This is a genomic window from Microbacterium galbinum (assembly GCF_023091225.1).
Lineage (GTDB): Bacteria > Actinomycetota > Actinomycetes > Actinomycetales > Microbacteriaceae > Microbacterium > Microbacterium galbinum.
In genome coordinates, this window is record NZ_JAHWXM010000001.1 from 2,220,074 (window position 1) to 2,244,113 (window position 24,040).

Here is a 24,040-nt window from a genome sequence, read left to right on the forward strand (position 1 = left end):
GGCACGCCGTTAGCCTGGTGGGGTTATGAGCGAAACGCGAGCGATCGACGAAGCCCCTCTCTACTCCGCCGAGTTCCTGATGACGGCGCTGCCCGACTTCCTCGAAGAGGTCTGGCGTCGGGACTCACGGCGGCCCGACGACCTTCTCGCCGCCGTCTCCGCGGTGGGCCTGACCGTCGATGACGACGCCCGTGTCGCCGCGGTACGGCCGGCTGCACCCTTCCGGTTCCGACTGGCGGAGGCGGGAGAGGCGACGCTCGAACGCAAGCTGAGGGCTGCCGTCACGAAGCGCCTGGGCAAGGCATCGGGCGACGACCGAGCCTGGAACATCGGCCGCTTCCGTGCCGGACTGATCGCCTCGGCGACGCGCGTGGAGGTGCGCCTGTTCGCCGTGTACGCGGTGACCGAGATGCGTGCGGCGGCGGTCGAATGGCTCGAGGGAACGGATGCCGAGGACTGGGCGATCCGCCACCGCTTCATCGATGGCCGGTCGCCGTCGGAGCAGGCGGCCGACGCCTCGCGTGAGCACTTCGTGCCCCGCTCGTACCTCGACCTCGACGACGAGGAGAGCCCGCGCGTCACGCTTCTCCTCCCGGCCACCACGCGTGCGCCCGGCTCCCGTGCGGCCGATGATGCGGGTCGTCTCGCCGACATCGAGAGCTACGTCACGGAGGCGCTCGGCCCCGCCACGGAAGAGGGGCGATGGGCGCGGGGCGCCCGCGAGTTCACCCTTCGACCCGGCGCCCCGACGAGTCGACGCCCCTACGTCAACGCGGCGTTCTCCACGGTCGCCACGGCGGGCCCGGCGGGCCCGGCGGGCACGTCAGGCCCGGCGGCCACGGCCCCGGCGGCGGCCCCGGCGGCGAGCGACGCACCCCCGGCGACCGCGCCGGAGTCCGCCCGACCGAAGGCGCCGGAGTACTCCCCCGACCACCTGCTGACCGCGATCCCCGCTCTGATCGACGACCTCTGGCGACGGGAATCGCGCGACGCCGACGCGATCCTCGCGGCTTTCGAGGCGAACGGCCTGGCCGCCGACGACGTACGACCGGAGCTCTCGTCGCTGCATCCGTACGTCCATCTCGTCTTCACCGCCGAGCCGGATGCCGGCTTCGAGCGGCGTCTGCGCGCCGCGATCACGAAGCGGGTCGGCAAGCCGTCCGGCACCGACAAGCACTGGAATCTCGGGCACCTCACCGCCACGGTCACCGCCACGAACCGCAGTCTCGGCCTGCGTCTGTCGCCGGATTACTCGGCGATCGAGCTGCGCGACGCCGCGGCCGACTGGCTCCAGGGCGCGGAGGCCACCGCCTGGGCAACCCGCCACCGCTACCTCGACGATCGCTCCCCGCTCGACAGGGCCGCCGATTCACCACCGCGCTTCTTCCCCTCGGCGGTGCGTGTGTACCTCGACGCGTCGCCCGGCCCGCGCGCAACGTTCTTCATGGCACCGGGCACGCGCGCCCCGGGCACCCGGCCGGACGATGACGACGCGCGCTTGGCGTCGGTGGAGCAGTACCTGACGGAGGCACTGGGACCGGCCGAGGGTCCGGGGCGCTGGGTGCGCGAGAACCGTGTCTTCACGATCCGCCGCATGCGCAGCCGCACCCGATCGATCGAGTTCAGAACGCTCTGAGCGGCGGGTGTCCGGCCCGACGGATCAGCGGTCCGAGGGTGTGATCCGCCGCGTCAGCGCCGGCGGCAGCGGGTAGGCGCGCTCCGGGGGCAGCAGACGACGCGCGCGATCGGCCTGACCGCTCTGCACGAGCGTGGCGATCTTGCGGACGGTCGGCGTGAGGTCGTCGATCCCGAGCGTCCACTCGTCGGCGAGCGTGCGGATGAGCCCGCGACCCACGCCGACCTGGATGCTGTAGTGGTCGAGTGCCGCACCGCGGATCGAGCGCTCGGGGTCCCACTGCACGTGCACGGCCGCGTCGGCGACGGCATCCGGATGCGACGTCGTCAGCACCGATCGCGAGAGGGCGGTCTCCCACCCCTCCCTGCTGAGGCGCACCGCCAGGATGCGTTGCTGGCCCGGCTTGCGCGCCCAGTTGCTGCGATGCATGAGCCAGAGGAACGACGGCTTGATCCACGTCATCCGCGTGAACGAGAAGGGGGTGACGAAGCGGCCGTTCGCGAGCGCCGCATCGGCGATCGCGTCGGAGTACGCCTGGTACATCACGATGCTGTCGGTGTCGTGATCGGCGCGGATGCCGTACATGCGCGGCGACTGAGCCATCGGCCCTGCTCCCCTCCACGGCACGCCGAACGCGTGCTCCCCAGGAAGGAAGACGAGTCAGTGCCCGAAATGTGACGCGGATGCCGTGCACGACGACGCGAAGAGCCTGGGTCCCTGAGCCTGTCGAAGGGTGCCGCCCGAGAAACCCGTCTCCTCACCGATCGGCGAAGACCTCGATGCGGTCGCCGCGCATGATCAGTTCGAGGCCGGTGCCGTCGCCGAAGCGGTCGCGCAGCGCCTGGGGCTGAGCGGACGTGACCTCGATCCGGATCACCGGCGGGAACGACCCGGCGTCGCACCCCCACGCCGCGATCTGGAAGCCTCCGGAGTCTCCGAGGAGCTCCTCCGTGTCGATCGCGACGATGCACATCGCGTCCGATTCATCGAACGACAGCCACTCCACGCCGCGGGCGATCGTCAGACCGGCGAACTCCTCGAACAGCGCCGCGTCGGGCCCCTTCTCGCCGAACGACTCGGGCCACGAGGCATCCGGGTCGACCGCGATCTCGGCCACCAAACGCGGGTCGGCCGACCGCACGGCCGCCGCGACGGCCGCGGATCCGAACGCGGCGAGCGCGATGCACGCCGCGCCCAGCCACAGCCAGGGTGCCGACGGCCGCGGCGTGAAGAGGGTGCGCAGGCGGGAGGGCGACGGATGCTCGGGCTCCGCGTTCTCGGCGTCGATCGCCGGCGGCTCACCGGTGCGAGGGAGTTCGCCGCTGCGGCCGAACTCATCGGGCGCAGCATCCGTCGCCGACTCCTCGACCGGCGGCGCGGGGGCGACCGAAACGACGGGAACCTCACGAACCGGCGCCGTCACGACCAGCGCCGCCGGTGCCGCCTGCGCCTCGAGCGCGCGCAGCCGGGCGATCGCTGCGGGGTCGCCGTCGATGTCGGCATCCCGCCCGTAGGCCCGCGCACGCAGGGCCCGCAGCTCGTCATCGCTCATGCGTCGGCCCGTCCTCCGAGCACGACGACCGAGTCCGCGCGCGATCGGGCGGCCCGCAGGGCCACCGCCCCCAGCGCTCCGGTCGCGACGATCCGGGTGAGCAGGAGGACGTTGGCGACGAGCACGATCGCGTTCATGTCGGTCACCGTTCCCGAGAGCAGGAAGAGCTCCATGAGCGAGGCGAGCACGACCGCGGCGAGCACTGCCGCCGGGGTGTACCGCCACGGGTCGGGCAGGGTGCTGCGAGTGAAGCCCGCGACGACCACGCCGCTCAGCGCGATCTTGACGATCGCGTCGATGAACACGGGCGCCGAGGAGGACACGCCGAACACGGCGAGCAGCAGGGGCGGGCCGGCGACGATCCAGACGGCCAGAAGGCCCAGGGCGACGATCGCGCTCCTGCGCAACCCGACCGACGGATGCCTCACCCCGGCGATCGCCGCGGTGATCAACGCGAGACCGAACCCCGCCGACGTCGCCACGCTCAGTGCGCTGAGCACGCCCCCGTCGAGCGTGCCGGGCAGACTGCGATACGCGGCGAGCAGGGCCGTCAGCAGGAACAGCGCTCCCGAGGACACCCACCAGCGCGACCACCGCACCGGTGCACTCTCGACGGCGATCGGCGGGGTCTCCGGTCGGCTCATCGCCCATCACCGTCCTTGGTCATGTGTGTTCGCAGCTCTCTCCCGAGCGTACCGACGCGCTCGACCTGCGGCGCCCCTCAGAACCCTGCGGCGCCTCTCAGAACCCCTCGGCCTCGCGGGGCGTGTAGGCGCTTTCGAGCGCGTCGATCTCGGCGGGTTCGAGACGGATGCCGACAGCCGCGACCGCGTCGTCGATGTGGGCCGCACGGGTGGCGCCGACGATGGGCGCGGTGACCGCCGACTGCTGCGCGACCCAGGCAAGGGCGATCTGCGCGCGGGAGACGCCCCGATCGGATGCCACACGGGCGACGGCCTCGACGATCGACCGGTTGGACTCCTCTTCGCGGTGGTAGAGCGTCGCGCCGAAGGCATCCTTCCCCGTGCGATTCGTCGTCTCGTCCCAGTCGCGGGTCAGGCGGCCCCGCGCGAGCGGCGACCACGGCAGCACCCCGACGCCGGAGTCGAGGCAGAACGGATGCATCTCCCGCTCCTCCTCACGCTGCAGCAGGTTGTACTGGTCCTGCATCGACACGAACGGGGTCCACCCGTTCTGCACGGCGACATGCTGCGCCTTCGCGAACTGCCACGCCCACATCGACGAGGCGCCGATGTACCGCGCCTTGCCCGAGCGCACGATGTCGTGCAGCGCCTCCATCGTCTCCTCGATCGGCACCTCGGGGTCCCACCGGTGGATCTGGTACAGGTCGACGTAGTCGGTGCCGAGGCGCCGCAGGCTCGCGTCGATGCCCGAAAGGATGTGCCCGCGGCTGAGGCCGGCCTGGTTCGCGCCGGGTCCCATGCGCCCGTGCACCTTGGTGGCGAGCACGATCTCGTCGCGGCGGGCGAAGTCGGCGAGCGCACGGCCGACGAACTCCTCGCTCGTGCCGTCGGAGTAGACGTCAGCGGTGTCGAACGTCGTGATCCCCGCTTCGAGGGCCTGCCGGATGAGGGGTCGGCTCGACTCCTCATCGAGCGACCAGCCGTGCGCGCCGCGATCCGGGGCGCCGAAGCTCATGCATCCGAGCACGACGGGCGAGATGCGCAGCCCCGATCGTCCGAGTCGTACGTGGTCACCGGGCTCGATCATGAGTTCTTCCTTCTCGTGGGTGTTCGACGGATGCCGGACGGCGACTACTCGATCTGTCCGATCGGCTCGCGCTTCTCGGCCTGGAACTGGTCCTCAGCGCGACCGCGCGCCCAGTACGCCGAGATCGAGAGCGACTCGCGGGGCACCTCGCGCTGCTTCAGCAGGGCGCGCACCTCCTTGATCGTGCCGCGCTCCCCGTGGGCGAAGACCCCGGGGGTGCCGTCGGCCCAGGGCAGGTCGGCGAGGGCGGTGAGCAGTTCATCGTCGGTGGCGGTCCAGCGCACGCTCACGCCGGAGGGCGCCGCGGGCAGCACCCGGTCCGACGGGTCGGCGACCGTCAGGATCACGTGGCCGACGGCATCCGATTCCATCGCTTCGATCGCCGAGGAGATCGCCGGCAGCGCCGTGTGGTCGCCGACGAGAAGATGCCAGGGCGTCGACGGCTCGGGCCGATACCCGCCCCCGGCACCGCTCACGACGAGGGTGTCGCCCGGCTGCGCCCGGCGGGCCCACGGACCCGCGACGCCCTCGTCACCGTGCACGACGAAGTCGATCACGATCAGGCGCGCCTCGGGGTCGGCCGAACGGACCGTGTAGGTGCGCCGCGTCGGGAGCTTCTCGGGGCTCTCCTCGCGCAGCTGCGCCAGATCGTACGGCGGCACGAGGCCGTGACGGGGGTCGGCGAAGAGGATCTTCACGTACTTGTCGGTGTAGACGTTGTCGGTGAAGTCCGAGTAGCCGTCGCCGCCGGCCGTGATGCGGATCAGATCGGGACTGACCTGCTCGACCTCCTGCACGGTGAGAACTGCTTGTGCGGGTGGCTTACGAGGCTGGTCGGTCATCTGCATCTCCCGAGGTGTCGAACGTTCCCTCCAGTCTGCCCGGGATGCGAGGGCTGAGGGCGCCCTGACATGATGAGCGGGTGATCTTCCAGCCCCGACGCGGTGTGATGGCGGGCGCGGTCCTCCTGGCCGCAGCCGTCGTGCTGAGCGCATGCGCGGCCACGCCCTCGCCCGCAGCCCCGTCGGATGCCCCGGCCATCGAGACACCGATCACGGCCTCCCCTCTCCCGAGCGCAACGCCGTCCGGCGACCTCGGCCCGGTCGAGAGCTTCCTCGCCTGGCTCGAAGCCTCGCGCGCCCCCGACGCCGAAGCGGCGTGCGCCGGTCTCTCCCCCGAACTCGCCGCGCGCATGATCGCCGAACTCAACGGCAGCGGCGCGTTCGCGGTGAGCACCTGCGCCGAGATGATCACCGCCACCGCCGACCTGTATCGCGCGACCGCGCAGAGCAGCGAGGTCGATGTGACGATCCAGGAGCAGACAGAGAACGACGCCACCCTCTTCGTGACCTACCTCGCCTCCGGCGATTGCGGCACGGTCGTCATGACGCGCGAGGTGACCGGTTGGATCATCACCGAGAGATCCGAGGAGTGTGCCGTCTGATCCGTTCGCGCTGATCCGTTCGCGGCTGATCCATTCGCGGCTGATCCGTTCGCGGCTCACAGCATCGCGGTGAGCACGCCTCCGTCGGCGCGGAGGGCGGCACCGTTGGTCGCCGAGGCGACGGGGCTCGCGAGGTACGTGACGAGGCTCGCGATCTCGGTCGGTTCGAGGAATCGCTCGAGCAGCGTCGTGGCGTTCTGGCCGATGATCGCCTGCTTCATGGCGTCGGCGGGCAGCGACTGCGCTTCGGCCACCGCCGCCACGGTCGCGGCCACCCCGTCGGAGTACGTGGGTCCGCCGAGCACCGTGTTCACGGTGACCTCGGTGCCGCGGGTGAGCTTGGCGAGGCCGTTGGTGAGGGCGATCATCGCCGCCTTGGTCACGCCGTAGTGCACCATGTCGGCGGGAACGTTCACGCCGGACTCGCTGCTGATCGAGACGATGCGCCCCCACCCGCGATCGAGCATGCCCCCGAGAACCTGCCGCGACAGGCGCACGGCGCTCATGAGGTTCACGTCGAGGTAGCGCGACCACTCGTCGTCGGAGGTCGCCGAGAAGTCGGCCAGGCCGAACAGTCCGACGTTGTTGACGAGGATGTCGACGTCGCCGAGATCGGCGAGAAGGCGCGCGACCTCGTCGGGCTTCGCGAAGTCGGCGACGAGACCGTTCGGGTGGGATTCCGGATGCTCCGCCCCGAGCCGCGCGACGGCGCTGTCGAGGCGCTCGGCGTTGCGACCGTTGAGCGTCACCTGCACGCCCTCCGCGGCGAGCGCTGCGGCGATGGCGTAGCCGATCCCCTGGGTCGAGCCGCTGACGAATGCCTTCCTGCCTGCGAGTCGCAGATCCATGTTCGATGTCCTTTCACTTGCTTGAGCAAGTCACGGTACAGACTTTCACTTGCTCAAGCAAGTCAATTCGGGATACCCTGGGGCCATGCCGAACACGAACGCCGACCACGGCCTGAGCTCCGACGAGCTCGCGATCTGGGCCCCGCTCGCCACCCTGCTCGAGCGCCTGCCCACCGCCCTCGACGCGCAGCTGCAGCGCGACAGCGGGCTCACGCACTTCGAGCACGGCATCCTCTTCGCCCTGCGCAGCGCCCCCGAGCGCACCCTGCGTCTCAGCGTCCTCGCCGCCTACGCGAGCTGCACGCTGTCGCGCCTGTCGCGCGCGGTCTCCCGACTCGAGACGAAGGGGTGGGTGCGTCGCGAGATCGACCCGAGCGACGGACGCTTCACCCTCGGCATCCTCACCGACGCCGGCGCGCAGGTGGTCGCCGAGTCGACCCCCGCCCACCACGCGCTCATCCGCAACCTCGTGTTCGACACCCTCACGGATGCCCAGGCGCGGCAGCTGGGGGTCATCAGTCGGAAGGTGGCGGAGGCCGCGGGGCCGGGCGGTGTGTGGAGTCCGGCGTGAAACGACGCGAAGCCGCATATACGGCCGGACTTCTCCGCACGCGAAAGGCCCGGTTCCACAAAGGAACCGGGCCTTTCAACTCGCTGTGCGCGAGGGGGGACTCGAACCCCCACGCCCGCAAGGACACTGGCACCTGAAGCCAGCGCGTCTACCATTCCGCCACTCGCGCGAGTGTCTCGTTCCGAAGAACTCAACCTCGTAAGGCTATCACGCGTCGCGACCCCACGAGAAACTCCCCCCATACCCCAGAAAACCCCGGAAATCCGCGACTCCGAGCCCGTCGCGGGGCGGATCTTCAGCACACCTGGCTACGATGTCCCTACCAGTTGGCATGCCAGAGGAGCCCAGTGGGACTACTTGACAGCTTTGAGAAGGGTCTCGAGCGCGCCGTGAACGGCGCGTTCGCGAAGACCTTCCGCAGCGGCATCCAGCCGGTGGAGATCGCTTCGGCGCTGCGGCGCGAGGCCGATACGAAGGCGGCGGTCGTCAGCCGCGACCGCATCATCGCGCCCAACAACTACGTCGTGCGCCTCAGCGCCGACGACGCCGAGCGGATGCGCGGACTCGGCGGCGCTCTGACCGACGAGCTGCACGCCCTGCTCACGAAGCACTCGAAGTCGCAGGGCTACAGCTTCGGCGGCCCGCTCTCGATCGTGCTCGAACCCGACGAGAAGGTGTCGACGGGTACGGTGCGCGTCAGCTCCGGAACGGTCGAGGGCCGTGTGAGCTGGGAGGCCGTGGTCGACGTCGACGGTCGCCGGCACCGCATCACCCGCGCGCGCACCGTCATCGGACGCGGCACGGATGCCGACATCACCATCGCGGATGCCGGATCGAGCCGTAAGCACGCCGAGATCCTCTGGGACGGCGAGCGCGCCATGATGCGCGACCTCGGCTCCACCAACGGCACCAAGGTGAACGGTCAGAAGCTGCGCGAAGCGGCCCTCCCCTCCGACACCACGATCACGATCGGTCGCACCGATCTCGTCTTCCGCGTGGTGCCGCAGACGGTACCTGCGCGTGTCAGCGACGCCACCCGTGCGTTCGGAGGCATCCATGAGTGAACTGGTCCTCCTGCTCCTGCGCATCGGTTTCCTGGTGCTGCTGTGGTTCTTCGTGTTCGGCGTGGTCTACTCGCTGCGCGCCGATCTCTTCGGCGTGAAGGTGCGCAAGCTCCCCGCCGAGGCCGCTGCGGGTGCCCCGGCATCCGGCTCCGCGGCTCCGGCCGCCCCCGTCGCGAAGCCGGCCTCGGCGAAGCCCGCCTCCGCCAAGCCCTCCACGGGTCCGGCGACCGTCGCGACCGCCCAGCGTCTCGTCATCACCTCGGGCCCGAAGGCGGGGCTCGAACTCCCCCTCGGCAACGACACCCTCACGATCGGCCGCTCGAGCGAGTCCGCCCTCGTGATCCGTGACGACTACACGTCCAGCCACCACGCCCGCCTGATCCTGCGCGGCGACGCGTGGGCGGTGCAGGACCTCGACTCCACCAACGGCACGTTCGTCGCGGGCCAGCGCGTCGGCAACTCCCCCGTCTCGCTGTCGCTCGGCACCCCCATCAAGGTGGGCGCCACGACCTTCGAGCTGCGAGCCTGACGCCGGCATGGTCTTCGAGGGCTCGAGCGCCGCGATCTCCCATACGGGCAAGATCCGCTCCAACAATCAGGACTCCGGGTACTCCGGAGCCAACCTGTTCGTCGTCGCCGACGGCATGGGCGGTCACGCCGGCGGTGACGTCGCATCGAGCCTCGCGATCCAGCGCCTCGAACCGCTCGATCAGGCGTACGCCTCGACAGACGACGCGCAGGCATCGCTGCAGGCCGCGGCGACGACCGCGGCGGGCGATCTCATCCGCGCCGCGAAGGACCGCCCCGAGCTCGCGGGCCTGGGCACCACGGTCAGCGCGATCATCATGGTCGACGAGTACGCGGTCATCGGCCACATCGGCGACTCGCGCATCTACCTGTACCGCGACGACGCCCTGACGCAGATCACGGCCGACCACACCTTCGTGCAGCGGCTCGTGGACTCGGGCCGCATCACGCCCGAGGAGGCGCGCTACCACCCGCGTCGCTCGGTGCTCATGCGCGTGCTCAGCGACATGGACTCCGACCCCGAGCTCGACATGTTCGTCATGCCGACGCAGCCGGGCGATCGCTGGCTGCTCTGCTCCGACGGCCTCTCGGGGGTCGTCGACGAGAACCGCATCCTCAAGGCGATGCGCCTGGGCCTCGCGCCGGGGCGCACGGCCGACAACCTCCTCAAGCAGGCCCTCGACGGCGGCGCCCCCGACAACGTCACGATCGTGATCGTCGACGTCGGCGGACAGCATCCGCTCTCCTCCGGAACGCCCACGATCGTCGGCGCGGCCTCGAACCCCTCGGGCATCATCGTGCCGCCCGTGCGCGCCCCGCGCGGCAACTGGCTGCACCCGGTGCGCCAGGCGGCCAACGATCCCAGCCACTTCGAACCGGCCGCCGAGTACCTCGAAGAGCTCATCGAGGAGGATCGTCGGCGCGCGACCCGTCGCCGCGTCGGCTGGATCGCCGCGATGCTCCTGGTGCTCGCGATGCTCGGCTTCGCCGCGTTCGCGGCCTACAGCTGGACGCAGACCCGCTACTTCATCGGCGCCGACGACGACAGCGTGGTGATCTTCCAGGGCGTGCAGCAGAACATCGGCCCGATCACCCTGTCGACGCCCGTCGAAGACACCGACATCCTGCTCGCGAACCTGCCGGAGTACCAGCGCGCGTCGGTCGAGCGCACGATCACCGCCCGCTCGCTGTCGGATGCCATGGCCATCGTCGACCGTCTGCGGGCGGGTGCCGATGCCAACGCGCTTCCGACCCCGCTCCCCACACCGACGCCGACGCCTTCCGAGACTCCCGCCGAGGACGGAGGTGACGGATGAGCACCGACGTCTCCGCCGACACCGCGGTCCTCAAGGCGCTCAAGCGCATCCGCACCCCGCAGAAGCAGCGCAACCGCGAGTTCTGGCTGCTCCTGTTCGCCGTGCTGATCGCGGGCTCCGCGCTCACTCTCGTGCAGCTCGGCGCCCTCGGCACCGTCGACCCCGTCATCCTCGCGATCGGCGGCGGCCTGGCCGTGCTCGCCTTCGCCCTGCACATCGTGCTGCGGGTCGTGGCGTCGGATGCCGATCCCTTCGTCGTCCCGATCGCGACTCTGCTCACGGGCCTCGGCATCGCGATGATCTACCGGATCGACATCGCCAAGTCGTTCACCGGGTGGGATGCCTATTCGACGAAGCAGCTCGCCTGGACCGGCATCTCGTTGGCGGGCGCGATCGCCGCGGTGATCCTGCTGCGCAACTACCGCGTCCTCTTCCGCTACACGTACATCTTCGGCTTCGCGGGCATCGTGTTCCTGCTGCTGCCGTTCGTGCCCGGCCTGCGCATCCCCGACGCGAATGCGGCCGTGTGGGTGTCGCTCGGCGGGGCGTTCGCCTTCCAGCCGGGTGAGATCGCGAAGATCTGCCTCGCGATCTTCTTCGCGGGCTACCTCGTGCGCACGCGTGAGAGCCTCACCTCGGTCGGCACGCGCTTCCTCGGCATGACCTGGCCGCGCATGCGCGAACTGGGTCCGGTGCTGGTGGTGTGGCTGATCTCGCTCGGCATCATCGTGCTGCAGCGCGATCTCGGTACCGGAACCCTGATCTTCGGCATGTTCGTGGCGATGCTGTACGTCGCCACCGGCAAGACCAGCTGGGTCGTCATCGGCCTCGGGCTCGTGGCGGCGGGCGTCGCGCTCGCGACCCAGATCCTCAGCTACGTGCGCGGGCGCTTCATCAACTGGCTGTTCCTGTTCGACCCGAACCAGGTCGACCCCGAACGTGCCGGCTACCAGCCCATGCAGGGGCTCTTCGGTCTCGCGCACGGCGGGATGCTCGGTACCGGTTGGGGCCAGGGCCGCCCATGGGTCACTCCCCTGGCCCACAGCGACTACATCATCACCAGCCTCGGTGAGGAGATCGGCCTGATCGGCCTTTTCGCGATCCTCTGCCTGTACATGGTGTTCGTCAGTCGCGGGGTGCGCATCGGTCTCGCCGGTCAGGACGACTTCGGCAAGCTGCTCGCGATCGGGTTCTCGTTCACGATCGCCCTCCAGGTCTTCATCATGGTCGGCGGTGTCACCCGCCTCATCCCGCTGACGGGTCTGACCACGCCGTTCCTCGCCGCGGGCGGTTCGTCGCTCGTCGCCAACTGGCTCATCGTGGCACTGCTGCTGCGCATCTCCGACGGCGTACGCCGCCAACCGAGGGTGGTGATCGGATGACCCGTGAGTTGCGTCGCCTGAGCATCGTGATGCTCTTCATGTTCATCGCGCTGTTCGCCGCCACCAGCTGGATCCAGGTCGTCGACGCCGATGCGCTGGCCCAGAACGACAACAACCAGCGCACGCGCCTCGACAGCTATGAGATCCAGCGCGGCTCGATCATCATCGACGGTACGAACGTCGCCACCTCCGTGCCGTCCGACGATCGCTATCAGTTCCAGCGCGTGTATGCCGACGCCGGCATGTGGGCGCCCGTCACCGGATACTTCAACGCCGCCCTCGATTCCCGCACCGGCATCGAGCAGGCGATGAACGCCGATCTCTCGGGAACCGGATCGAGCGCATTCTTCTCCGAGATCGAGCGCATCCTCTCCGGGCAGCCGCAGACCGGCTTCAGCGTCGAGCTCTCGCTCGATGCCGCGGCCCAGAAGGCCGCCTACGATGCGCTCGGCGGGCTGCAGGGCGCGGTCGTCGCGATCGAACCCAGCACGGGCCGCATTCTGGCGATGGTCTCGACGCCCGGTTTCGACACGAACCTGCTCGCCACGCACGATGCGGATGCCGCGAACGCGACGTACGACCAGCTGGTGCAGGATCCGCTCAAGCCGCTCTCCAACCGCGCGATCGCCGGCGACCTCAACCCGCCGGGCTCGACGTTCAAGCTCGTCGTTGCGGCAGCCGCCTACGCGAGCGGTGACTTCACGCCCGACTCCACGCTCCCGAACCCCGCGTCGTACACGCTTCCCGGGTCGAGCAACCGCGTCTCGAACGCATGGGGAGGCACCTGCGGCGGCGGTGAGACCGTCACGATCGCCGAGGCGATCCGCCTGAGCTGCAACATCCCCATGGCCGAGCTCGCGGTGAAGCTCGGAGACGACGCGATCCGCGAGATGGCGGAGAAGTTCGGCTACAACCAGAGCTTCGAGACGCCGCTCGTCTCGACCGCCTCGAGCTACCCGCGCGCGCTCGACGACGCGCAGACGGCCCTCTCCGGATTCGGACAGGGACAGGTCACGGCGACGCCGTTGCAGGTCGCGATGATCTCGGCCGGAATCGCGAACGACGGCCTGGTGATGAACCCGCGGATGGTCGATCAGGTGATCGGCAACGACCTCTCGGTCGTGCGTTCCTACGACGACACCGAGTTCGGCCGTGCGCTCGAGCCCGACATCGCCGACGAGGTGACGGATGCCATGGTCGCGAGCGTCTCAACGGGCGCTGCGCAGGGTGCAAGAATAGACGGGATCGACGTGGCCGGTAAGACCGGCACCGCTGAGAACGGAAACAAGCCGCACACGTTGTGGTTCACCGGCTTCGCGCCGGCGGACGACCCCGCTGTGGCGGTGGCAGTCGTCGTCGAAGACGGCGGAGGACAGGGTCAATCCGGATCCGGCGACACGATCGCCGCTCCGATTGCGAAGAAGGTCATAGAGGCGGTGCTGGGCAGATGAGACCGACGCAGGGTGTGTCGTTCGGTGGTCGTTACGAGCTGCAGTCGCGTATCGCGATCGGTGGCATGGGTGAGGTCTGGGAGGCGACGGATCACGTCATCGGACGTACCGTCGCGATCAAGATCCTCAAGGACGAGTACATGGGCGACCCCGGGTTCCTCGAGCGCTTCCGCGCCGAGGCCCGTCACGCCGCACTCGTCAACCATGAGGGCATCGCGAGCGTGTTCGACTACGGCGAGGAGAACGGCAGCGCCTATCTCGTCATGGAGCTCGTGCCCGGCGAGGCGCTGTCGACCGTGCTCGAGCGCGACGGCGCGCTGAGCGCCGACAAGACTCTCGACATCGTCGCCCAGACGGCATCCGCTCTGCAGGCCGCGCACGCGGCGGGTCTCGTCCACCGCGACATCAAGCCGGGAAACCTGCTGATCACGCCCGACGGCCGCGTCAAGATCACCGACTTCGGTATCGCGCGCATCGCCGACCAGGTGCCGCTCACGGCCACCGGTCAGGTCATGGGAACCGTGCAGTACCTGTCGCCCGAGCAGGCCTCGGGTCACCCGGCCTCCCCCGCGACCGACACCTACTCGCTCGGCATCGTCGCCTACGAATGCCTTGCCGGGAAGCGCCCCTTCACGGGCGAGTCGCAGGTGGCGATCGCGATGGCGCAGATCAACGAGCAGCCGCCGCCGCTGCCGCCGACCGTGCCGATCCCCGTGCAGAACCTCGTGATGGCGATGATCGCGAAGAAGCCGAGCGACCGTCCGTCGTCGTCGGCCACCGTCGCACGCGCCGCCCAGGCGCTGCGCCGCGGCGACCTGAACTCCGCGGCGATCGCCGTGCCCGCCATAGCGACGGGCGGCGTCGCCGACGACGCGACGCGCATCCTCACCGCGAGTGGCGACGACGGGGCTACCCGCGTGCTGCCGACCACGGCGCAGCTCCCCACCGGAGCCGGCGACGACGAGGCGACCGACGGCAAGAAGAAGAAGCGCAGCCCGTGGACGTGGCCGCTGGTCGCTCTGATCGCCCTGCTGGTGATCGTGCTCGGCGGAACCGTCTTCGCGCTCATGAACCAGGGCGACAGCGACGCCGACCCGACGCCGAGCACGTCGACCTCTCGCACCCCCACCCCGAAGCCCACTCCGACAGAGACGGAGACGCCCGCCCCGGAGCCGGTCGACGTCGATGCCCTGCAGTTGCCGGGTATGACGTGCGACGCGGCTCTCGCCGCCGCACGCGGTGCGGGCCTCGTCCCCAACTGCGTGACCGGAACGACCGTCGCCCCGTCCGCCGACCTCGTCGGCGCTGTCGAGCGCGTGGAGCCCCGTGGCTCGGTGGATGTGGGCAGTGACATCACGCTCTACCTCTACGCCGACCAGGCCGCGGTCGGAGCCCCGACCAACGCGCCGACGTTCTCGGGCACGTTCCTCGAGGGCGGCTCTGCGACGATCAACTGGACGGCGTTCTCCTGCCCGAACGGCACCGGAACCCTTTCCTCTTACGAGGTGACGATCACGAACGCATCCTTCGCGGGTCCCGGCCAGCCGGCCGTGACCACGAAGAGCTTCGGACCGAACGAGACCACGGCGGGAATCTCGATCAACACCGGCACGGCCGGGCAGGTCGTGACCGGCACCTACAAGGCGTTCTGCGGCGACCGCGAGTCCGGAAACTCCCCGCAGGGGCAGTCGACCGCCATCCAGGGAGCGGCCGTCGATCCGGGCAACGGCGACGACGGCGGAGACGGTGGGAACGGCGGGAACTCAGGCAACTGAGGGTAGCCTTTACTCCACCACACATCACGTCCAGTTGTCCCAGGGGGGTCATCCGTGTCCACAGAGCCACGCGTTCTCGCGGGTAGGTACCGCGTCGACGAGCTCATCGGGCACGGCGGCATGGCGAAGGTCTACCGCGGGTACGACCTGACCCTCGGGCGCGAGGTCGCGATCAAGATCCTCGATCCCGACCTGGCGCGCGACACCGCGTTCCGCACCCGGTTCCGGCTCGAGGCGCAGGCGGCGTCGCGCATGTCGCACCCCTCGATCGTGCGCGTCTTCGACGCGGGCGATTCGGCGGCGGACGCCTCGTCCGACGATCCGCCCTACATCGTGATGGAACTCGTCAAGGGGACGCTGCTCAAGGACATCATCGCGGCCGGCCCCGTGCCCCTCGACGACACGATCCGCTACGTCGACGGCATCCTCGAGGCGCTGAACTACTCGCACCGTGCCGGCGTCGTGCACCGCGACATCAAGCCGGGCAACGTCATGGTCACGCCCGACGGCAAGGTCAAGGTGATGGACTTCGGCATCGCCCGTGCCGTCTCGGACTCCTCGTCGACGGTCGCCGAGACCACGCAGATCATCGGAACGGCCGCGTACTTCTCCCCCGAGCAGGCCAAGGGCGAGCCCGTCGACGCGCGCGCCGACCTCTACTCCACCGGCGTGGTGCTCTACGAACTGCTCACCGGTCGTCAGCCCTTCCGCGGCGAATCGCCCGTGGCCGTCGCCTACCAGCACGTCAGCGAGACCCCGGTGCCGCCGACCGAGCTCAACGAGGACTCCCCGGGCGCCCTCGATCCGATCGTGCTGCGCGCTCTCGCCAAGGACCCGTACCAGCGGTACCCGGATGCCGCGCACTTCCGCTCGGCCCTCGACGCCGCGGTCGCGGGCGAGGCTCCGACGCGCAAGCAGCTGGGCGCACTCACGAGCGAGCTCTACGGTGCCAACCCGCGCCAGGCGCAGGAGACGGCTCGATCGCTGCGCCAGCTCAGCACCGACACGACGATGGCGCGCACGCAGTCCGGCCCGCCGGTGGCGTGGATCTGGGCCGGTGTGGCCCTTCTCGCCGTGCTCATCGCCTCGGTGCTGTTCTGGGTGGTCACAATGCGTCCCCCCGAGGTGCCGCAGACCGCTCGCGTGGTGCCCGACCTGGTCGACGTCGCCTCCGACCGCGCCCAGGCCGATCTCTCCGAACTCGATCTCGAGGCGAAACTGGTGCTCGAGACGAGCTCCGACATCGCCGAGGGCAACGTCACGCGCACCGATCCGCAGGCCGGTGTCGCCGTCGCGAAGGGCGACCTGGTCACCATCTACGTCTCGACGGGTCAGGAGACGGTCGCCGTCCCGGCCATCGAGGGCATGGCGCTCGATGCCGCCCGTCAGGCACTGGCGGATGCCGGACTCGAACTCGGCACGGTCATCCAGAGGAACGAACCCGAGATCGCGGGCGACACGGTCATCGAGTCGAGCCAGCCCGCCGACGCCGAGGTCGCGCCCGGAACCGTGGTCAACCTCGTCGTCGCGAGCGGCAAGATGGCTCTCTATAACCTCGCGGGCTTCACGGTCGACGCGGCGAAGCAGGAGCTCGAGAAAATCGGTCTCGTGCCCAGCCCGGTCGACCAAGGTGAGTGCGCGCCGAAAGAGGTCCCGAACACTGTGCTGTCGATGTCCGCGGCGCCCGGTGACGTGGCGATCGGGACAACCGTCGAGCTGCGCTTCTGCTCGACCGCCCCCGCAGGCTGACCCCGGCGGTCACACCAGGGCGGTGAGGCCCGCCGACCGCGCCACGGCATCCGTGTCGCCGGCGAGGGCGAGCCAGTTCGCCAGCAGGCGATAGCCGCTCTCGGTGAGCACGCTCTCGGGGTGGAACTGCACACCGACGATCGGAAGGTCGCGGTGCGCGATGCCCATGACGGTGCCGGACGCCGTGTGCGCGGTCACGCGCAGCGCCTTGGGCAGATCGGATGCCGCGACCCCGAGCGAGTGATACCGCCCGACGTCGAAGGGGGAGCGGATGCCGTCGAACAGCGCCGACCCGTCGTGCACGACCGCCGACACCATGCCGTGCATGAGCTCGGGCGCAGCGGTCACCGGGGCGCCGAAGGCCTCGCCGATCGCCTGGTGCCCGAGGCAGACGCCGAGCAGCGGCATCCGTCGTTCGGCCGCGAGTCGTACGGCATCCACCGACACTCCGGCGTCCGCCGGGGTGCCGGGGCCGGGGGAGAGGAGCAGGGCGTCGAACTCCGGAAGGAGCGCGTCGAGTTCGGCGGCGTCGACGGCGTCCGCCTCGATCATCGAGGTCTCGGCGCCGAGCTCGTGGAGGTAGCCGACCAGGGTGTGCACGAAGCTGTCGTGGTTGTCGACCACGAGCACCCGGGTCATTCGAGGTCGACCTCGCCGGGGTTGATGATGGGGCTGATCCACGGGAAGACGTACCAGAACAGCCCGTAGAGGATCGCGGCGACGGCGACGAGCACGATGAGCAGGCGGATCCACCAGGGGCCGGGCAGCAGGCGCCAGATTGCGGCGTACATGTTTCTCCTCGTGCCTCTAGATGGACGGTGCGGCCGGGGGCGGCGGCGGGTCGGTCAGTGCCGGGGGCGGACCCTCGGCACGGGGCTGGAAGCTCTCGAACACTCCGTAGGCGACGATGCGCTCAGCCAGCGAGTACAGGGGAGAGCACGCGGTGAGGGTGATGTAGCGCTCACCGGTCGCGACCTCGGGCATCTGCGGCACGTCGGCGAGCACGTCGGTCTGCGTCGGCTTGACGTACTCGAGGGTGCGGAAGCGGTAGGTGAACCAACCGTCCTTCGTCTCGACGACGATCGCGTCGCCGATCTGGAGCTTGTCGAGCTGGTTGAACGGCTTGCCCCAGGTCGTGCGGTGCCCGGCCATCGCGAAGTTGCCGACCTCGCCCGGCATCTTCGAGTTCGTGTAGACGCCGATGCCGAGGTTGTCGAGCGTGCGGGCACGCGTCGTGCCGCCGTAGATGCCGTAGTTGTAGTCGGCACCGAAACGCGGGATGTGCATCTGACCGAGCTGCTCGGTGTCGGCCGGTGCTGCGGGGATCACCGGCTCGTAATACGTCGAGCCGTCGTCGCCTTCGACGAGCGGGGGGAGCTCGGGCGTGGGACCTGCGGCCCACTCCGCCGAGACGGCCGCGCCCTCTTCGTTCTTCTGGGCGGCGATGATGATGTCGCCGATCCACATCTGCCACGCGACGAACAACAGAACGAGTACGCCGGCGGTGAGCAGGAGCTCCCCGAGAACGCTCGCGAACGTGGCGCGCGAACGTCGACGGGACCGTCGCGCGCGTCGCCCCCCAGGCACGACGGATGCAGTCATGGCGTGATCTTATCCCGTCGCGCTGTGGGTGCGCCGCGACCGTCGAGGAGCGCCCCGGCATCCGCACTCGGGATCATCACTCGATTTCGGTACAATGCTGGAATGGCACGAGACCGAAAGACCGAAGAACCCGCTGTCGAGCGCGCCGAAGGCGACGCCGCTCCCAACGCCGTGTGGTTCAAGCCGGTGATGATCGGCTTCATGCTGCTGGGCCTCGCGTGGATCCTCGTGTTCTACATCTCGGGCCAGCAGTTCCCGATCCCGGGCCTCGGCAACTGGAACCTCGGCATCGGCCTGGGCATCGCGCTGATCGGTTTCCTCATGACCACGCGCTGGCGCTGAGTTCAGCACCCACGACTTCCGAAGGCCCCTCGCTCCGGCGAGGGGCCTTCGTCGTTCCGGGCGGGGCTGTATCCCCAGGAACTCACAAGCCGCCCACAGAGTTATCCACAGGTCTATCCACACCTGGGGAGAATTACACCGGTGTTATTCACAGGTGTTAACAGAGTTGTTAACAACCCCTCATCAGGCCAGAATGATCAGCGGTGGAACGACGAAGACCACGACGAGCAGCACGACCGTCAGCGCCGCCAGAGCGACGATCTGCCAGATCCGCTGCTCTCGCCGCTTCGTCTTGACGATGATGTAGGCCACGAGCGCGCCCACGACGAGTCCGCCGAGATGGGCCTGCCACGAGATGCGCCCGCCGCCGAAGAAGAGTCCATAGACGAAATTGATGCCCAGGATCACCAGGAGTCCGGTGACATTGGCTCCGATGTGGCGGCCGATGATGAGCAGAGCCGCCATCATGCCGAAGATCGCACCGGATGCTCCGACCGTCGGCTGACTCGGGTCGAGAAGGGCGACCATCACCGAGCCACCGAGACCACTGATCAGGTAGAGCGCGAGGAAGCGCACCCGCCCGAGCATGGGCTCGAGGCTCTGGCCGATCAACCACAGCGCGAGCATGTTGAGGGCGAGATGGATGAACCCGCCGTGCGCGAACACCGCCGTGAGCAGGCGCCAGGGCTGGAAAGGCGCTCCGGACAGATCGGGGTAGAGGTACGCCGCCGCGAACACCATCTGCTGCGTGAGCGCCTCGCCCACCCCGGGAATGAGCTGGATGAGACCGACCAACGAGGTCACCGCCAGGAGGGCGTACGTGACCAGAGGGCGTCCGCTGCGGGTGGTCCCCATGACGGCGGCCGTCGAACCGCCACCCCAGCGTCGCTCGGCGCGCTTCTGCGCGGGGGTGCGGTTCTTGCGCTCGGCCTTCATGCACTCGGGGCAGATCACCCCGACCGCGGCGGGCGTCTGGCATTCGCCGCAGATCGTGCGCAGGCAGCGCTGGCAGAGCACGAAGCTCTGCCGATCCGGATGCCGGTAACAGAAGTTGTCGCGATTGCTCGCGAACTCAGGCGTCGTCATCCGGATCGGCGATCGCTGTCGTCAGGCCGCGACGATGTCGATCGACTGGAGCACGACGGGCTCGATCGGGCGGTCGCCGGCAGCGGTGGGAACCGAGCCGATCTTGTCGACGACGGCCTTCGAGGCGTCATCGGCGACCTCGCCGAAGATCGTGTGCTTGCCCTTGAGCCACGGGGTCGGGTCGGTGGTGATGAAGAACTGCGAGCCGTTCGTGCCCTCGACCTCGCCCGTGATGGCGTTGCGGCGCAAGCCGGCGTTCGCCATCGCGAGGATGTACGGCTGGTCGAAGTTGAGCTCGGCGTTGATCTCGTCGTTGAAGTTGTAGCCCGGACCGCCGACGCCCTGACCGAGCGGGTCGCCGCCCTGGATCATGAAGTTCGGGATGATGCGGTGGAAGATGACGTCCTTGTAGAGGGGACCCTCGCCCGGCTTACCGGTCGCGGGGTTCGTCCACTCCTGGGTGCCGTCGGCGAGGCCGACGAAGTTCTTGACCGTCTTCGGGGCCTGGTCGCCGAAGAGGTTGATGACGATGTCACCGTGGTTGGTGTGCAGGGTTGCGACATGGGAAGCGTGAGGCATACGACCATTCTCGCAGAGCTTCCGGTGTGTTCGCCGGGTTCTCCTGCACATCTCGGGATAAGTCAAGGGGTGGGCGATTCCCTCCCCCCGTACAGACTTGTCTGGCAGGATGGGGAACCCGTACTCCACATCGACAGGAGAGCATCGTGAGCCTCAGCCGCAAGCGGAAGAAGCAACTGCGTCGTCTTCAGAAGGACGCGAACCAGCTCTGGGAGGCGCAGCAGGAGCTCGTCGGGCACGCTGCCGGCGTCGCCCGAGAGGCCAGCCACCAGCTCGGACACTCCTACCGGGAGCAGGTCGTGCCGGTCGTGCAGGACGCCTACAACCGTCGCGTCGCCCCCGTGGTCGACCGCGGCGTGAAGATCGGCAAGCACGTCGTCGACGACAAGGTCGTGCCGATCGTCGGAGGCGTCGTGGGCACGGCACTCAGCGCCTGGGACGTCGCCAACAACAAGCGTCACGGCATCGTCGCCCCGGTCTCGAAGAAGATCAAGAAGGCGCAGAAGGCCCACCAGAAGAAGCAGCAGCAGAGCTCGGGCCTCGGCTCGATCGTCGCGCTGATCCTCGGTGCCGCCGCAGCCGCCGCTGTGCTCTACGCCGCATGGACCGCTCTGCGTGCGGACGACGAGCTCTGGGTCGCCGACGACCCGCTCTCCGCGCCCGACGCGTGAGCGCCGAACACTCCACCGACCCGCACGCGCGGGTCACCGACGCCGCCGCCGCTCGCGGTCTCGACATCGAGATCCGCGAGCGGCCGGAGGCGCGGAGCCTCTTCGAGGCAGCCGAGCTCCTGGGGCTCGACCCGTCCGGCATCGTGAAGACCCTCGTGGTCAAGCGCGCCGACGACACCTATCTGTTCGCCCTGATCCCGGGTGGACGCTCGATCTCGTGGCCCAAGCTGCGCGCCGTCGTGGGCGTGAACAAGCTGCGGCTCCCCGAGGCCGACCTGGCACTCGCTGCCACCGGTTACGAACGGGGAACCATCGTGCCGATCGGCAGCACGACCGACTGGCCCGTCTTCGCCGACGAGTCGATCGTCGGACAGCGCATCGCCATGGGAGCGGGAGCGCACGGATACAGCCTGTTCGTCGACGCCGACGACCTCATCGCCGCCTACGGCGCCACCGTCGCCGACATCTCGGTTCCCGAGGAACCCCGGGCCTGAGCATCCGCTCGCTCGCGTGTCGCGGTCAGAAGATCCCGGCCATGCGCAGCGAGATGTCGACGAGCTTGACCCGCTGAAGCTCCGCGACCGCCGAGCGCGTGAACCATCCCGCCATGTCGGTCGACCCGTCGGTCTCGTAACGCAGCTTGCCGCCCGTCACGGTCGCCCGATAGACGATGCGGAGGGTGTGCAGCGGCTGATCGGCCTTGTGCACGCGCTGGCTCGCGGGAATGACCCGGGAGTGGATGCCGAGCAACTCGCCGACCTTCACGGTGTACCCGGTCTCCTCGCGGAGCTCGCGGCGCACGGCGTCTTCGGGAGACTCCCCGGCCTCGAGCCCTCCACCGGGCATCGTCCACGCGACGCGGCGGCCCTCGATCCAGCGCGCGAGGAGCAGGCGGTCGTCGTCGTCCGTGACGACCGCGTATGCCGCCACACGCAGGTCCATTCCCCCACACTAACCGGCGCTCACCGGGGGATCTCCGCGTATGACGGATGCCGCGGGCGATCGATCACGAATCGAGAAGCCACGCGGCCCCCGGCGTCCTTACGCTGAGATCACCGCACCGATGAGAGGAGTCGTCATGGCCGACGACAAGAAGACCGACACGAAGAACTTCACCGCCGAAGAACGCGAAGCCATGCAGGCCGCCGCCCAGGAGGCCAAGGCGAAGCGCTCCCGCGCGAAGAAGACGCCCGAGGAGCAGCGCGCGGCAGGGGAGGCCGACCTGCGGGAGGCGATCGCCAAGCTGCCCGACGAGAACGACAAGAAGCTCGCCACCGCGCTGCACGAACTCGTCATGGAGGTCGCGCCCGACCTCATGCCCCGCACGTATTACGGCATGCCCGGGTGGGGGAAGGACGGCAAGGTGCTGTGCTTCTTCCAGCCCGCGAGCAAGTTCAAGGTGCGTTACGGCACGTTCGGCTTCGAGCCCATCTCGAACCTCGACGAGGGCACGATGTGGCCGACCGCCTATGCTCTGCTCGAACTCACCCCGGCGAACCGCACGCTGCTCACCGAGCGCATCCGTCTCGCCATCAGCTGAGGCCCGCGGCGGAGTAGCGTGGGCCGGGTGAGCACTCCGCCCTTCTCCTCCTCCGTATACTCCGCCCGTCTCGAGCGAGCATCCGCTCTCGCCGCCGAAGCGGGGCTCGACGCCGTCATCGTCGGCCCCGGTCCCGACCTGCAGTACCTGATCGGGGTAGAGGGAGACACGATCGAGCGGTTGACCGCTCTCGTGATCGGGCCCGGTGTCGCGCCGACCGTGGTCGTGCCCCGCATGGAACTCGCGAAGGTGCGCAGCACGGCGGTCGGCACGCTCGGCCTCGCGGTGTCGGACTGGGTCGACGGCGAGAACCCGTACGACCTGGTCGCGGACGCCGTCGGATCGGTGGCGCGGGTCGGGGTGTCCGATGCCCTGCCCGCCCTGCACGTGATCCCGATCGGCGAGCGCCTGGGCGTGCGTCTCGAGCTCGCGACGCCCGTGCTGCGGGAGGGTCGCATGATCAAGGATGCCGCCGAAATCGCCGAGCTGCGTCGGGCGGGCGACGCGATCGACGCCGTGCACCGCCGCGTGCCCGAGTGGCTGCGCGCCGGTCGCACCGAACGCGAAGTCGCCGCCGACATCGCCCGGGCCATCGTCGCCGAGGGTCACGAGACCGTCGAATTCGTGATCGTCGGGTCGGGGCCGAACGGCGCGGACCCGCATCATGAGGTGTCGGATCGCGTGATCGAAGAGGGCGACATCGTGGTCGTCGACATCGGGGGAGCGGTGCCCAGCGGCTACAACTCCGACAGCACGCGCACCTATGCGGTTGGCGCCCCCGATCCGGAGGCGGCTGAGCGCATCGCCGTACTCGTGCGCGCGCAGCAGGCGGCAGTGGACGCCGCACGGCCCGGGGTCACGGCATCCGAGGTCGACGCCGCCGCCCGGCAGGTGCTCGCGGATGCCGGGCTGGGCGAGGCCTTCCTGCACCGCACGGGTCACGGCATCGGCGTCTCCGTGCACGAGGAGCCCTACATCGCGCCCGGAAACGACCTGGTGCTGCGCGAGGGCATGGCCTTCAGCATCGAGCCCGGCATCTACTTCTCGGGGGAGTGGGGCGCCCGCATCGAGGACATCGTCGTGCTCACCGCCGACGGCTGCGAGCGCCTCAACACCTCCGAGCATTCCCTGCGCTCGGTCTGAGCGCTCGCGCGGGGTGGGGGCGCTGGGACG

27 protein-coding genes and 1 tRNA gene are annotated in these 24,040 nt (G+C 69.4%); 15 read left to right on the forward strand and 13 right to left on the reverse strand.

What is annotated here, in order from left to right; translation table 11 throughout:
- Nucleotides 1–25: 25 nt before the first annotated feature.
- A complete protein-coding gene (locus tag KZC52_RS10565) occupies nt 26–1,636 on the forward strand; it encodes a hypothetical protein (RefSeq protein WP_247624010.1) in 1,611 nt (536 codons plus the stop codon).
- Between the two features lie 24 nt (nt 1,637–1,660).
- Here KZC52_RS10565 and KZC52_RS10570 read toward each other — a convergent pair whose 3' ends face one another.
- From KZC52_RS10570 to KZC52_RS10590, 5 genes are all read right to left on the reverse strand, one after another.
- The gene (locus tag KZC52_RS10570) at nt 1,661–2,239 is read right to left on the reverse strand and encodes a DUF4291 domain-containing protein (protein ID WP_247624011.1); all 579 of its coding nucleotides are present in this window, start codon (nt 2,237–2,239) and stop codon (nt 1,661–1,663) included.
- 154 nt (nt 2,240–2,393) lie between these two features.
- Complete coding sequence (locus tag KZC52_RS10575; RefSeq protein WP_247624012.1) at nt 2,394–3,188, reverse strand: hypothetical protein; 795 nt, start codon at nt 3,186–3,188, stop codon at nt 2,394–2,396.
- On the reverse strand, nt 3,185–3,832 hold the full coding sequence (locus tag KZC52_RS10580) for a hypothetical protein (protein ID WP_247624013.1): 648 nt from the start codon (nt 3,830–3,832) through the stop codon (nt 3,185–3,187). Before KZC52_RS10580 ends, KZC52_RS10575 begins: the two co-directional genes overlap by 4 nt.
- Nucleotides 3,833–3,929: 97 nt before the next feature.
- Entirely contained in the window at nt 3,930–4,919 is a 990-nt protein-coding gene (locus KZC52_RS10585) for an aldo/keto reductase (RefSeq protein ID WP_247624014.1), read from the reverse strand.
- A 44-nt stretch (nt 4,920–4,963) separates the two neighbouring features.
- Nucleotides 4,964–5,761: a siderophore-interacting protein gene (locus tag KZC52_RS10590; RefSeq protein ID WP_247624015.1), complete on the reverse strand. Its 798-nt coding sequence runs from the start codon at nt 5,759–5,761 to the stop codon at nt 4,964–4,966.
- 80 nt (nt 5,762–5,841) lie between these two features.
- On the opposite strand from KZC52_RS10590, the gene KZC52_RS10595 reads away from it, so the two are divergent.
- The gene (locus tag KZC52_RS10595) at nt 5,842–6,363 is read left to right on the forward strand and encodes a hypothetical protein (protein ID WP_247624016.1); all 522 of its coding nucleotides are present in this window, start codon (nt 5,842–5,844) and stop codon (nt 6,361–6,363) included.
- 56 nt (nt 6,364–6,419) lie between these two features.
- On the opposite strand, the gene KZC52_RS10600 is transcribed toward KZC52_RS10595, so the two are convergent.
- The gene (locus tag KZC52_RS10600; RefSeq protein ID WP_247624017.1) at nt 6,420–7,211 is read right to left on the reverse strand and encodes an SDR family NAD(P)-dependent oxidoreductase; all 792 of its coding nucleotides are present in this window, start codon (nt 7,209–7,211) and stop codon (nt 6,420–6,422) included.
- An 85-nt stretch (nt 7,212–7,296) separates the two neighbouring features.
- Between KZC52_RS10600 and KZC52_RS10605 the strand changes: the two genes are divergently transcribed.
- On the forward strand, nt 7,297–7,782 hold the full coding sequence (locus KZC52_RS10605) for a MarR family winged helix-turn-helix transcriptional regulator (protein ID WP_247624018.1): 486 nt from the start codon (nt 7,297–7,299) through the stop codon (nt 7,780–7,782).
- A gap of 86 nt (nt 7,783–7,868) precedes the next feature.
- Here the strand turns inward: KZC52_RS10605 and KZC52_RS10610 are convergent.
- A tRNA-Leu gene (locus KZC52_RS10610) sits at nt 7,869–7,951 on the reverse strand.
- 178 nt (nt 7,952–8,129) lie between these two features.
- Here KZC52_RS10610 and KZC52_RS10615 point away from each other — a divergent pair.
- The 7 genes from KZC52_RS10615 to pknB are packed head-to-tail and all read left to right on the forward strand — an operon-like array spanning nt 8,130 to nt 17,047.
- Nucleotides 8,130–8,846, forward strand: coding sequence for an FHA domain-containing protein (locus tag KZC52_RS10615; RefSeq protein ID WP_247624019.1), 717 nt, complete (start codon nt 8,130–8,132; stop codon nt 8,844–8,846).
- Nucleotides 8,839–9,375 carry an FHA domain-containing protein FhaB/FipA gene (locus tag KZC52_RS10620; protein ID WP_247624020.1) on the forward strand — a complete coding sequence of 179 codons (537 nt, stop codon included), beginning with the start codon at nt 8,839–8,841 and terminating at the stop codon, nt 9,373–9,375. Before KZC52_RS10615 ends, KZC52_RS10620 begins: the two co-directional genes overlap by 8 nt.
- Nucleotides 9,376–9,382: 7 nt before the next feature.
- Nucleotides 9,383–10,690: a PP2C family protein-serine/threonine phosphatase gene (locus tag KZC52_RS10625; protein WP_247624021.1), complete on the forward strand. Its 1,308-nt coding sequence runs from the start codon at nt 9,383–9,385 to the stop codon at nt 10,688–10,690.
- Entirely contained in the window at nt 10,687–12,072 is a 1,386-nt protein-coding gene (locus tag KZC52_RS10630; protein WP_247624022.1) for an FtsW/RodA/SpoVE family cell cycle protein, read from the forward strand. The genes KZC52_RS10625 and KZC52_RS10630 overlap by 4 nt, the downstream gene beginning before the upstream one ends.
- A complete protein-coding gene (locus KZC52_RS10635) occupies nt 12,069–13,523 on the forward strand; it encodes a penicillin-binding transpeptidase domain-containing protein (protein ID WP_247624023.1) in 1,455 nt (484 codons plus the stop codon). Before KZC52_RS10630 ends, KZC52_RS10635 begins: the two co-directional genes overlap by 4 nt.
- On the forward strand, nt 13,520–15,298 hold the full coding sequence (locus tag KZC52_RS10640) for a serine/threonine-protein kinase (RefSeq protein ID WP_247624024.1): 1,779 nt from the start codon (nt 13,520–13,522) through the stop codon (nt 15,296–15,298). The genes KZC52_RS10635 and KZC52_RS10640 overlap by 4 nt, the downstream gene beginning before the upstream one ends.
- Nucleotides 15,299–15,352: 54 nt before the next feature.
- Nucleotides 15,353–17,047: a Stk1 family PASTA domain-containing Ser/Thr kinase gene (pknB, locus tag KZC52_RS10645; protein ID WP_308194254.1), complete on the forward strand. Its 1,695-nt coding sequence runs from the start codon at nt 15,353–15,355 to the stop codon at nt 17,045–17,047.
- Between the two features lie 9 nt (nt 17,048–17,056).
- On the opposite strand, the gene KZC52_RS10650 is transcribed toward pknB, so the two are convergent.
- The 3 genes from KZC52_RS10650 to KZC52_RS10660 are packed head-to-tail and all read right to left on the reverse strand — an operon-like array spanning nt 17,057 to nt 18,649.
- Nucleotides 17,057–17,686 (reverse strand): anthranilate synthase component II, encoded by a 630-nt coding sequence (locus KZC52_RS10650; RefSeq protein ID WP_247624025.1) that lies wholly within the window; start codon nt 17,684–17,686, stop codon nt 17,057–17,059.
- A complete protein-coding gene (locus KZC52_RS10655; RefSeq protein WP_247624026.1) occupies nt 17,683–17,838 on the reverse strand; it encodes a hypothetical protein in 156 nt (51 codons plus the stop codon). The genes KZC52_RS10650 and KZC52_RS10655 overlap by 4 nt, the downstream gene beginning before the upstream one ends.
- Before the next feature lie 16 nt (nt 17,839–17,854).
- Nucleotides 17,855–18,649: a class E sortase gene (locus tag KZC52_RS10660; protein WP_247624027.1), complete on the reverse strand. Its 795-nt coding sequence runs from the start codon at nt 18,647–18,649 to the stop codon at nt 17,855–17,857.
- Between the two features lie 102 nt (nt 18,650–18,751).
- On the opposite strand from KZC52_RS10660, the gene KZC52_RS10665 reads away from it, so the two are divergent.
- Nucleotides 18,752–18,991, forward strand: coding sequence for a cell division protein CrgA (locus tag KZC52_RS10665; RefSeq protein ID WP_247624028.1), 240 nt, complete (start codon nt 18,752–18,754; stop codon nt 18,989–18,991).
- A 183-nt stretch (nt 18,992–19,174) separates the two neighbouring features.
- Here the strand turns inward: KZC52_RS10665 and KZC52_RS10670 are convergent, their stop codons facing one another.
- Entirely contained in the window at nt 19,175–20,077 is a 903-nt protein-coding gene (locus tag KZC52_RS10670) for a rhomboid family intramembrane serine protease (protein ID WP_247624029.1), read from the reverse strand.
- Between the two features lie 21 nt (nt 20,078–20,098).
- Nucleotides 20,099–20,656 carry a peptidylprolyl isomerase gene (locus tag KZC52_RS10675; RefSeq protein WP_247624030.1) on the reverse strand — a complete coding sequence of 186 codons (558 nt, stop codon included), beginning with the start codon at nt 20,654–20,656 and terminating at the stop codon, nt 20,099–20,101.
- A gap of 146 nt (nt 20,657–20,802) precedes the next feature.
- Here KZC52_RS10675 and KZC52_RS10680 point away from each other — a divergent pair, with 146 nt between their 5' ends.
- Both KZC52_RS10680 and KZC52_RS10685 read left to right on the forward strand, forming a co-directional pair.
- The gene (locus KZC52_RS10680; protein ID WP_247624031.1) at nt 20,803–21,327 is read left to right on the forward strand and encodes a DNA helicase; all 525 of its coding nucleotides are present in this window, start codon (nt 20,803–20,805) and stop codon (nt 21,325–21,327) included.
- Between the two features lie 65 nt (nt 21,328–21,392).
- The gene (locus KZC52_RS10685; RefSeq protein WP_247624745.1) at nt 21,393–21,821 is read left to right on the forward strand and encodes an aminoacyl-tRNA deacylase; all 429 of its coding nucleotides are present in this window, start codon (nt 21,393–21,395) and stop codon (nt 21,819–21,821) included.
- Between the two features lie 25 nt (nt 21,822–21,846).
- Here KZC52_RS10685 and KZC52_RS10690 read toward each other — a convergent pair whose 3' ends face one another.
- Entirely contained in the window at nt 21,847–22,269 is a 423-nt protein-coding gene (locus KZC52_RS10690; RefSeq protein ID WP_247624032.1) for an NUDIX hydrolase, read from the reverse strand.
- 136 nt (nt 22,270–22,405) lie between these two features.
- Between KZC52_RS10690 and KZC52_RS10695 the strand changes: the two genes are divergently transcribed.
- Together KZC52_RS10695 and KZC52_RS17580 are read left to right on the forward strand one after the other, a co-directional pair.
- The gene (locus KZC52_RS10695) at nt 22,406–22,867 is read left to right on the forward strand and encodes a DUF1801 domain-containing protein (RefSeq protein WP_247624033.1); all 462 of its coding nucleotides are present in this window, start codon (nt 22,406–22,408) and stop codon (nt 22,865–22,867) included.
- A gap of 27 nt (nt 22,868–22,894) precedes the next feature.
- Nucleotides 22,895–24,010: a M24 family metallopeptidase gene (locus KZC52_RS17580; RefSeq protein ID WP_247624034.1), complete on the forward strand. Its 1,116-nt coding sequence runs from the start codon at nt 22,895–22,897 to the stop codon at nt 24,008–24,010.
- The last annotated feature ends 30 nt before the right edge of the window (nt 24,011–24,040 follow it).

What these genes read in the sequence shown, in the direction of transcription:
- KZC52_RS10565 (WP_247624010.1), top strand. Translation starts at nt 26, where the DNA reads ATGAGCGAAACGCGAGCGATCGACGAAGCCCCTCTCTACTCCGCCGAG.
- KZC52_RS10570 (WP_247624011.1), bottom strand. Translation starts at nt 2,239, where the DNA reads ATGGCTCAGTCGCCGCGCATGTACGGCATCCGCGCCGATCACGACACC.
- KZC52_RS10575 (WP_247624012.1), bottom strand. Translation starts at nt 3,188, where the DNA reads ATGAGCGATGACGAGCTGCGGGCCCTGCGTGCGCGGGCCTACGGGCGG.
- KZC52_RS10580 (WP_247624013.1), bottom strand. Translation starts at nt 3,832, where the DNA reads ATGAGCCGACCGGAGACCCCGCCGATCGCCGTCGAGAGTGCACCGGTG.
- KZC52_RS10585 (WP_247624014.1), bottom strand. Translation starts at nt 4,919, where the DNA reads ATGATCGAGCCCGGTGACCACGTACGACTCGGACGATCGGGGCTGCGC.
- KZC52_RS10590 (WP_247624015.1), bottom strand. Translation starts at nt 5,761, where the DNA reads ATGACCGACCAGCCTCGTAAGCCACCCGCACAAGCAGTTCTCACCGTG.
- KZC52_RS10600 (WP_247624017.1), bottom strand. Translation starts at nt 7,211, where the DNA reads ATGGATCTGCGACTCGCAGGCAGGAAGGCATTCGTCAGCGGCTCGACC.
- KZC52_RS10605 (WP_247624018.1), top strand. Translation starts at nt 7,297, where the DNA reads ATGCCGAACACGAACGCCGACCACGGCCTGAGCTCCGACGAGCTCGCG.
- KZC52_RS10620 (WP_247624020.1), top strand. Translation starts at nt 8,839, where the DNA reads ATGAGTGAACTGGTCCTCCTGCTCCTGCGCATCGGTTTCCTGGTGCTG.
- KZC52_RS10625 (WP_247624021.1), top strand. Translation starts at nt 9,383, where the DNA reads ATGGTCTTCGAGGGCTCGAGCGCCGCGATCTCCCATACGGGCAAGATC.
- KZC52_RS10630 (WP_247624022.1), top strand. Translation starts at nt 10,687, where the DNA reads ATGAGCACCGACGTCTCCGCCGACACCGCGGTCCTCAAGGCGCTCAAG.
- KZC52_RS10635 (WP_247624023.1), top strand. Translation starts at nt 12,069, where the DNA reads ATGACCCGTGAGTTGCGTCGCCTGAGCATCGTGATGCTCTTCATGTTC.
- KZC52_RS10640 (WP_247624024.1), top strand. Translation starts at nt 13,520, where the DNA reads ATGAGACCGACGCAGGGTGTGTCGTTCGGTGGTCGTTACGAGCTGCAG.
- KZC52_RS10650 (WP_247624025.1), bottom strand. Translation starts at nt 17,686, where the DNA reads ATGACCCGGGTGCTCGTGGTCGACAACCACGACAGCTTCGTGCACACC.
- KZC52_RS10655 (WP_247624026.1), bottom strand. Translation starts at nt 17,838, where the DNA reads ATGTACGCCGCAATCTGGCGCCTGCTGCCCGGCCCCTGGTGGATCCGC.
- KZC52_RS10660 (WP_247624027.1), bottom strand. Translation starts at nt 18,649, where the DNA reads ATGACTGCATCCGTCGTGCCTGGGGGGCGACGCGCGCGACGGTCCCGT.
- KZC52_RS10665 (WP_247624028.1), top strand. Translation starts at nt 18,752, where the DNA reads ATGGCACGAGACCGAAAGACCGAAGAACCCGCTGTCGAGCGCGCCGAA.
- KZC52_RS10670 (WP_247624029.1), bottom strand. Translation starts at nt 20,077, where the DNA reads ATGACGACGCCTGAGTTCGCGAGCAATCGCGACAACTTCTGTTACCGG.
- KZC52_RS10675 (WP_247624030.1), bottom strand. Translation starts at nt 20,656, where the DNA reads ATGCCTCACGCTTCCCATGTCGCAACCCTGCACACCAACCACGGTGAC.
- KZC52_RS10690 (WP_247624032.1), bottom strand. Translation starts at nt 22,269, where the DNA reads ATGGACCTGCGTGTGGCGGCATACGCGGTCGTCACGGACGACGACGAC.
- KZC52_RS10695 (WP_247624033.1), top strand. Translation starts at nt 22,406, where the DNA reads ATGGCCGACGACAAGAAGACCGACACGAAGAACTTCACCGCCGAAGAA.